The sequence below is a fragment of the Yinghuangia sp. YIM S09857 genome, assembly GCF_051388915.1.
Classification (GTDB): domain Bacteria; phylum Actinomycetota; class Actinomycetes; order Streptomycetales; family Streptomycetaceae; genus Yinghuangia.
In genome coordinates this window covers 25,749-30,907 of record NZ_JBPKBH010000024.1, presented here as the reverse complement: position 1 = coordinate 30,907, position 5,159 = coordinate 25,749, and the positions used below count along the sequence as shown (strand labels likewise).

General features: G+C 73.3%; 6 protein-coding genes. 3 read left to right on the top strand and 3 right to left on the bottom strand.

What is annotated here, in order from left to right; all coding sequences use genetic code 11:
- Positions 1 to 114 precede the first annotated feature (114 nt).
- Entirely contained in the window at positions 115 to 828 is a 714-nt protein-coding gene (locus ACRX5S_RS34850) for an O-methyltransferase (protein ID WP_436777312.1), read from the top strand.
- A 211-nt stretch (positions 829 to 1,039) separates the two neighbouring features.
- Here ACRX5S_RS34850 and ACRX5S_RS34845 read toward each other — a convergent pair whose 3' ends face one another.
- Positions 1,040 to 1,219, bottom strand: coding sequence for a DUF3117 domain-containing protein (locus ACRX5S_RS34845; RefSeq protein ID WP_358363886.1), 180 nt, complete (start codon positions 1,217 to 1,219; stop codon positions 1,040 to 1,042).
- Between the two features lie 320 nt (positions 1,220 to 1,539).
- Between ACRX5S_RS34845 and ACRX5S_RS34840 the strand changes: the two genes are divergently transcribed.
- Positions 1,540 to 2,328 (top strand): enoyl-CoA hydratase-related protein, encoded by a 789-nt coding sequence (locus tag ACRX5S_RS34840; protein ID WP_436777217.1) that lies wholly within the window; start codon positions 1,540 to 1,542, stop codon positions 2,326 to 2,328.
- Between the two features lie 434 nt (positions 2,329 to 2,762).
- Here ACRX5S_RS34840 and ACRX5S_RS34835 read toward each other — a convergent pair whose 3' ends face one another.
- Both ACRX5S_RS34835 and ACRX5S_RS34830 read right to left on the bottom strand, forming a co-directional pair.
- Positions 2,763 to 3,353 carry a DNA-3-methyladenine glycosylase I gene (locus ACRX5S_RS34835; RefSeq protein ID WP_436777216.1) on the bottom strand — a complete coding sequence of 197 codons (591 nt, stop codon included), beginning with the start codon at positions 3,351 to 3,353 and terminating at the stop codon, positions 2,763 to 2,765.
- Positions 3,350 to 3,880: a DivIVA domain-containing protein gene (locus ACRX5S_RS34830; RefSeq protein ID WP_436777215.1), complete on the bottom strand. Its 531-nt coding sequence runs from the start codon at positions 3,878 to 3,880 to the stop codon at positions 3,350 to 3,352. Before ACRX5S_RS34830 ends, ACRX5S_RS34835 begins: the two co-directional genes overlap by 4 nt.
- Before the next feature lie 213 nt (positions 3,881 to 4,093).
- On the opposite strand from ACRX5S_RS34830, the gene folP reads away from it, so the two are divergent.
- Positions 4,094 to 4,906, top strand: coding sequence for a dihydropteroate synthase (folP, locus tag ACRX5S_RS34825; protein ID WP_436777311.1), 813 nt, complete (start codon positions 4,094 to 4,096; stop codon positions 4,904 to 4,906).
- Positions 4,907 to 5,159: the final 253 nt, after the last annotated feature.

Here is a 5,159-nt window from a genome sequence, read left to right as displayed (position 1 = left end):
CGGTCCCGGGCGCGGGGCGTTTACCGGCCGCCGGGAACCGGGCGGCCGCCATGTCGCGTCTGTACTCCTCGCGCACCCACCCCGACCTGGTACGACGCATGGGTGTACCCCACGCTGGCGTACAGGGCACTCCATTACTCTTGCGCCCAAAGGCCGCCCCGTCCCCGGGCGGCCCGACGCGAGGAGGAAGCCATCTCCAGCAACCGCCAGGCCGGCCGGGAATTCGCGGAGGCGTACGCCGGCGAGGACTCCGTCCTCGTGCAGGCCCGCCACCGCGCCCGGGAGGCCGGCGTCGTGCCCATCAGCCCCGGCGGCGGATCGGCGCTGTGCTTCCTCGCCGCCGCGACCGACGCCCGCGCGGTCGCGGAAATCGGAACCGGCACCGGCGTGTCGGGGGTGTACCTGCTGCGCGGCATGCGCCCGGACGGGGTCCTGACGACCGTCGACCTGGAGCCGGACAACCAGCGCATCGCCAAGGAGACGTACGCCGAGGCCGGGTTCTCCGGCGGCCGCGCCCGCTTCATCCCGGGCCGCGCGCTGGAGGTGCTGCCGCGCCTCGCCGACCACGGCTACGACCTGGTGTTCTGCGACGGCGACAAGACGGAGTACCCGGACTACCTGGCCGAGGCGCTGCGGCTGCTGCGGCCCGGCGGCGTGGTGTGCTTCGACAACGCGCTGTGGCGCGACCGGGTACCGGACCTGACGCACCACGACCCCGAGACCTCCGCGGTTCGCGAGGTGTTGCGCGCGGTACGCGAGCACGACGCGCTTGTGCCCACGCTTCTCCCGGTCGGGGACGGCCTGCTCTGCGCGGTGCTGCGGGGCTGAACGGGCGGCGCGGGGCCCGCGGTTCGGCCCGAACGCGCGCGGCCGGCCGGGCGGTTCGCCGGTATCCGGGCATGCGACGGCCCCGGCCGGTACGTTCTCACGGATTTGTCCCGATCGTCCGATCGGAAGCTCCCTGAACACATACCGGCCGGGGCCGCTGCTCACCGCGACTCGGTCGAGGGTGGCAGGCACCGGGTGGGTCAGGACCTCCTCAGGAGGTCTTGGCACCCGTGGCGTTCGCCAGCGCTTCGCTGAGCGCGCCCGCCTCGTCGGGTGTCAGCTCGACAACAAGCCGCCCCCCGCCCTCGAGCGGAACGCGCATGACGATACCCCGCCCTTCCTTGGTCACCTCGAGCGGGCCGTCGCCCGTCCGCGGCTTCATGGCCGCCATGCTCGTTCCCCTTCCTGCATATCGACACACCGGTGCTCACCCGGCCACCGGTCTTCGAGCGCATTGATCAGGCCCCATTATCCCGCATTCGGCGGCGGGGTGAGCAACAACGGTCACGGACGGCCGCGTATGGGCCGATCCGGGGCCGGTTTCCCGGCCCGATCCGTCCGGTCCGCCACATGCGCCCCGACCTGCACCGACGGGTACGCGCGGCGGCGGGTCGGCCGGGGTCGCGGCGGGACGGGAAAAGGCGTCCGGCATGCTGAGTCCGTTCGGAGGCGCGGACCTGCCAGTGCCCTCACATCGACGGGAGACCCATCGTGGCCGACAACGTTCTCTACGACCTCGCCGACGGCGTCGCGACGATCACCCTCAACCGGGCGGACGCGATGAACGCGCTCGACACCGATACCAAGGTCGCGCTGCGCGACGCGGTGCTGCGGGCGGCGGACGACGACGCGGTCCGCGCGGTGGTCCTGACGGGCACCGGGCGGGCGTTCTGCGTCGGCCAGGACCTCAAGCAGCACATCGAGTTGCTGGAGGTCAGCCCCGAGGTCACGTTCGCGACCGTCAAGGACCACTACAACCCGCTGGTCACCGCGATCGCGACGATGCCGAAGCCGGTGGTCGCGGCGGTGAACGGCGTCGCGGCGGGCGCGGGGGCGGCGATCGCGTGGGCCTGCGACTTCCGCGTCATGGCGGACACCGCGGGCTTCAACACGGCGTTCGCGGGCGTCGCGCTGACGGCGGACTCGGGCGCGTCGTGGACGCTGCCGCGCCTGGTCGGCCACGCGCGGGCGACCGAGCTGCTGATGTTCCCGCAGATGGTCAAGGCGCCCCAGGCCCTCGAACTGGGCCTGGCCACGAAGGTCGTCCCGGCCGACGAGGTCGCCTCCGAGGCGGCCGCCCTCGCGGGCCGCCTCGCCGCGGGCCCGACGGTGGCCTACGGGGCGATCAAGGAGTCGCTGGCCTACGCCGCCGACCACGACATCGTCGAGACGCTGGCCAAGGAGGACGAACTCCAACTCCGCGCCGGCAGCTCCGCGGACCACCGCATCGCCGTGGACGCCTTCCTGGCGAAGCAGCAGCCGGAGTTCACGGGCAAGTAGGCCGCACGAGGCGAGGGCGGAGGGGGCGGCAACGCTCCCTCCCCGGCGCGGTGAAGGCGGTTCGCTGTGATGGGCCGACCTCCGCGCGCCGGAGCTGCGCGGGGCCGGTGGCAGCGGCCGTGTCTGCCGGATCTTCGCACCGCTGACGGTCCCTGGACATCGCGCCTCGCGGCGTCGCGGACCCCTTGCGAGTACGACTGAGTACGAGCTTCGGGCCTGCGCTTGGGAGGGCCGCCAGGCCCGGTGGGCGACGCACGGCACCGGAAACCGGGAGCGGCACAAAGGTCCGACAGACACGACCTGGGCGTCGGACGGACGGTGGGGCCGCGCACAGCTGGGGCTCGCGCGGGGACGACGATGCGTCAGACCAGCCTTCGAAGGCGGTTGGCGGTCTGGGGCGCGTATGGGGTGGCGTCGGGCCTGGTGACTGGGGGTCAGACGGGCTTTCGTCGGGCGTGGCAGGCCGCCAGGTGGTCGTCCACCAGGCCGCAGGCCTGCATCATGGCGTAGGCGGTTGTGGGGCCTACGAACTTGAAGCCCTTCTTGCGGAGGTCCTTGGCGAGGGCTTCGGACTCCGGGGTCACGGCCGGGACGTCGGCGACGGTGCGCGGGGCCTTGCGGCGCGGCTTCGGGTTGGGGGCGTGCGCCCAGATCAGCTTGTCCAGGCCGCCGGGGAGGTCCGCGGCGGTGCGGGCGTTGGCGATGGACGCGAGGATCTTCGCGCGGTTGCGGATGATGCGGGTGTCGTCGAGCAGCCGGTCCACGTCGGTGTCGTCGTATTCGGCCACCTTGGCGATCCTGAATCCGTCGAACGCGGCGCGGAAGCCCTCGCGGCGGCGCAGGATCGTGATCCACGACAGGCCCGACTGGAAGGCCTCCAGGCACAGTCGCTCGAAGAGCGCGTCGTCGCCGTGCACGGGTACGCCCCACTCGGTGTCGTGGTACTCGACGTAATCGACCGTGCTGAGCCCCCACGGGCAGCGGGCGAGCCCGTCCGCGCCGACCACCACGCCACCCTCGGTCACGCCTTGTCCTCGCGGGACTCGTCGTCGGAGGCGGCGGCCTCGGCGCCCGCCTCGGGGGCGTCCTCGGGCGCTTCCGCGGCGTCGGGCGCGGCGCCGTTGCGGGGGCGCTCGGCGTCTCCGGGCGTCGCCTGCTTGGTCAGCGTGGGTGTCCCGGTGCGCGCGCCCGCCGGGCCGTCCGGCGCCGTGGCGGCGCCGGGCAGCGTGCCGGTGCCCGGCATGGGGGCCGCCACGCCGGGCGGCAGGACGCCCGCGAGGCGGTACTCCAGGTCCATGATCCGCGCGTCGCGCGCCGACAGCTCCGCGCTGAGGCGGTCCAGGGTGTAGTCGACCTCGCTCATGCGGTAGCCCCGCAGCACGACGGGGAAGCGCACGCGGTCGATGTCCTCGACCGTCAGCGGCCGGTCCGGCGTCCACGACAAATCGGGGCGGTCCTGGTGCGCGTCCGGCAGCGAGCCGCCCGCACCCAGCACCACGGCGGCGACGACGAAGACCACTCCGGTCACGACGACCAGTTGGATCCAGAACACGGAAACTCTCTCCCCTTGTCGGCACCGCGCCCACGGCCCCCTGTCGGCCGCGCACGGGACGATCGTGCCACGATCTGACGTGGTGATGTCCGCCCGCCGGCAGATCGCACGAACTGCCCGCGGGACCGATGGCGGTATTCGCACGAACGGGAGGCGCCGGTGGCGACGCTGAAGCTGGGGGCACGCGAGTTCGGCGACGACGAACACGTGATCATGGCCATCGTCAACCGCACCCCCGACTCGTTCTTCGACAAGGGCGCGACGTTCGACGACCGCCCGGCGCTGGACGCGGTCGAGCGCGCCGTCGCGGAGGGCGCGGCGATCGTCGACATCGGCGGGGTCAAGGCGGGGCCGGGCGCGGAGGTGGACGCCGCGGAGGAGATGCGGCGTACCGTCTCGTTCGTCGCCGAGGTGCGCCGCCGCCACCCGGACGTCGTGATCAGCGTCGACACCTGGCGCCACGAGGTCGGCGAGGCCGTCTGCGCGGTCGGGGCGGACCTGCTGAACGACGCGTGGGGCGGGGTCGACCCCAAGCTCGCCGAGGTCGCCGCCCGGCACGGCGTCGGCATCGTGTGCACGCACGCGGGGCGGGCCAAGCCGCGCACCCGGCCGCACCGCATCGGCTACGACGACGTGATGGCCGACATCCTGGACGTGACGGTCGGGCTCGCGGAACGCGCGCTGGAGCTGGGCGTACGCCGCGACGCGATCATCATCGACCCGGGCCACGACTTCGGGAAGAACACCCGGCACTCGCTGGAGGCCACCCGCCGCCTCGGCGAAATGGCCGACACCGGCTGGCCGGTGCTGGTCTCGCTGTCCAACAAGGACTTCGTCGGCGAGACGCTGGACGCGCCGGTCAACCAGCGGCTGCTGGGCACGCTGGCGACCACGGCCGTCTCGGCGTGGCTCGGCGCGCGCGTGTACCGCGTGCACCAGGTGCGGGAGACGCGGCAGATCCTCGACATGGTCGCGACCATCAAGGGCCAGCGGGAACCGGCGGTCGCGCGGCGCGCGCTGGCCTGACCCGGACGCCGGCCACTCCACCGCTCGACCGTCGTCCGACCGGTCAGCCGCTCGGCAGGCGGTGGCTCGGCGGCGGTGCCTCGGCAGGCGGTGGCTCGGCAGGCGGTGCGGCACGGATACCCGACACGCCGTGGGCGGGAGCTGACGTGTCGTCAACTCCCGCCCACGGCCGGTCTGCTCAGATGTCGCGGTGGGGCCGCCAGGGGCCCTTGATCGCGTACATGATGCCCGGGGTCTGCACGTTCGCGAACAG

Bases quoted from the DNA above. Each gene is read 5' to 3' on its own strand.
- folP (WP_436777311.1), top strand. From the start codon at position 4,094: ATGGCCATCGTCAACCGCACCCCCGACTCGTTCTTCGACAAGGGCGCG.
- ACRX5S_RS34845 (WP_358363886.1), bottom strand. From the start codon at position 1,219: ATGGCGGCCATGAAGCCGCGGACGGGCGACGGCCCGCTCGAGGTGACC.